The organism is Candidatus Magnetaquicoccus inordinatus (assembly GCF_004217665.1).
GTDB lineage: Bacteria > Pseudomonadota > Magnetococcia > Magnetococcales > Magnetaquicoccaceae > Magnetaquicoccus > Magnetaquicoccus inordinatus.
Genome location: NZ_RXIU01000357.1, coordinates 1 through 2,146, shown reverse-complemented (window position 1 = coordinate 2,146; position 2,146 = coordinate 1). Strand labels below are relative to the sequence as shown.

Here is a 2,146-nt window from a genome sequence, read left to right as displayed (position 1 = left end):
ACAAGCAACTCTCTTGCACAAGCAACTCTCTTGCACAAGCAACTCTCTTGCACAAGCAACTCTCTTGCACAAGCAACCCGAACAAGCAACTCTCTTGCGCAAGGCAGGCCCAGCGCAAAACACCTCATTTCATTTCCACTTCAACAGAGCGTTTCTGATTGGATATTTGCCGAAGAACATCGCAGCATAAGAGGCAGAAATTAATTCACTTTTGATTTGGAAATGGAATCAGAAGTACTCCGAGAAATCGTGTGGAACTCGGTGTGTGGTCGGGCGTCCGCCCTCCAGCGGTCTGCCCCTTCGGGGCAGGATTTGTGTGCGCTGCGCGGATTTGCTTTGCAAATCCGCTTCGGTGAAAGCGCACAGTGCATACCAGAGGGCTCTGCCCTCTGGACTCCCGCAAGGGGAGATAATCTCCCCTTGACCCCATGTGAGTTTTGGGGTTTTGGGGTTTCGGGGTTTTGGGGTTTCGGGGTCTTGGGGTTTCGGGGTTTTGGGGTCTTGGAGTCTTGGGGTTGATTCAGTCGGCAGACTCGTTGAACGCCTGCAGTCGCTCCTGCAAGCGGGCATCCTTGGCCTGCACCTCCATCGCCATCCTGCGATGAAACTCCGCCAGTTTCTCAGTCAAAACCGGATCACCCACCGCCAACATCCGCACCGCAAACAACCCCGCATTGCGTGCCCCCGCCTCACCAATCGCCATGGTGGCCACCGGAATTCCCCCCGGCATCTGCACCGTCGCCAACAAAGCATCCAACCCCTGCAACCCCGTGGCCGATAACGGTACCCCAATCACCGGCAACGGCGTGATGGCCGCTACCACCCCCGCCAAATGGGCCGCCGCACCAGCACCGGCAATCAATACCTTCACCCCCCGCTGCGCCGCCGTCGTCGCATAATGATGGACGATTACTCTGGGGGCTCTCCTGATTTGAGACTCATATGGGGTCCAGGGGAGATTATCTCCCCTGGCGGGAGTCCAGAGGGCGGAGCCTTCTGGCATGGACTGTGCGCTTTCACCGAAGCGGATTTGCAAAGCAAATCCGCGCAGCGCACACGAATCCTGCCCCGCAGGGGCAGACTGCTGGAGGGCGTAGCCCGACGCGCTACCCACTCGCCAATACCACAGACTGCTGGAGGGCGGACACCCGGCGCACGCGCCTAATGCCATTTCCACTTCAACCAGGCGTTTCTGATTGGATGTTTGCTGAAGAGAATCGCAGTATCTGCGGCACAAATTAATGCACTTTTGATTTGGAAATGGAATAATACCAGTAACAAGTAAAGATTGAGCAGATACCTGTTTGTGACGACATCATGATGGATAGATAACATGGGCACCAAACTGATCACGGAAAACCGCAAGGCGCGTTTCAACTATGAAATTTTGGAACAGTTGGAAGTGGGCATTGTGCTGTTCGGCACTGAGGTGAAGTCGTTGCGGGCTGGCAAGTTGAACATCAACGATTCCTATGCGTTGGTGCAGACCAATGAACTGGTGTTGCTCAATGCCAACATTGCGGCTTACACGCATGGCAATTTGAACAATCACGATCCGTTACGAACCCGCAAGCTATTGGCGCATCGGGCGGAGATCAACCGTTTGATCGGGTTGAGTCGGGAGAAGGGGTTGACCCTGATCCCGCTCAGGGCCTATTGGAAGGATGGCAAGGTCAAACTGGAGGTTGGGGTGGGGCGTGGCAAGCAGTTGCACGACAAGCGGCAGGCGATTCAGGAGCGGGATTGGAACCGGGACCGGGCGCGGATTCTGGCGGAATCCCGAGAGTAGGTAAAGCAAAAAAAGGTGCATGGGGTCCAGGGGAGATTATCTCCCCTGGCGGGTCCAGGGACGGAGTCCCTGGCGGTGTCCAGAGGCGGAGCCTCTGGTGTAGGTGCGCTTTCACCGAAGCCGATTTGCGAAGCAAATCGGCGCAGCGCACACAAATCCTGCCCCGAAGGGGCAGACTGCTGGAGGGCGGCAGCCCGACATGCACCGCTCCACGGCATAACGCATCGAAAATAAACAGGGTAGTGCTCAGCCCAGCGCAACTCCCTTGCACAAGCAACTCTGCACAAGCAACTCTCTTGCACAAGCAACTCTCTTGCACAAGCAACTCTCTTGCACAAGCAACTCTCTTGCACAAGC

General features: G+C 56.1%; 2 protein-coding genes. One reads left to right on the top strand and one right to left on the bottom strand.

Annotated features, from left to right (window positions below):
- Nucleotides 1-520: 520 nt before the first annotated feature.
- Nucleotides 521-1,003 carry an AIR carboxylase family protein gene (locus EJP87_RS15585; protein ID WP_130472774.1) on the bottom strand — a complete coding sequence of 161 codons (483 nt, stop codon included), beginning with the start codon at nucleotides 1,001-1,003 and terminating at the stop codon, nucleotides 521-523.
- A 330-nt stretch (nucleotides 1,004-1,333) separates the two neighbouring features.
- On the opposite strand from EJP87_RS15585, the gene smpB reads away from it, so the two are divergent.
- Complete coding sequence (gene smpB / locus EJP87_RS15580; protein WP_130472773.1) at nucleotides 1,334-1,789, top strand: SsrA-binding protein SmpB; 456 nt, start codon at nucleotides 1,334-1,336, stop codon at nucleotides 1,787-1,789.
- Nucleotides 1,790-2,146: the final 357 nt, after the last annotated feature.

Coding starts and splice junctions, on each gene's coding strand:
- EJP87_RS15585 (WP_130472774.1), bottom strand. CDS start 1,003: ATGCCAGAAGGCTCCGCCCTCTGGACTCCCGCCAGGGGAGATAATCTC.
- smpB (WP_130472773.1), top strand. CDS start 1,334: ATGGGCACCAAACTGATCACGGAAAACCGCAAGGCGCGTTTCAACTAT.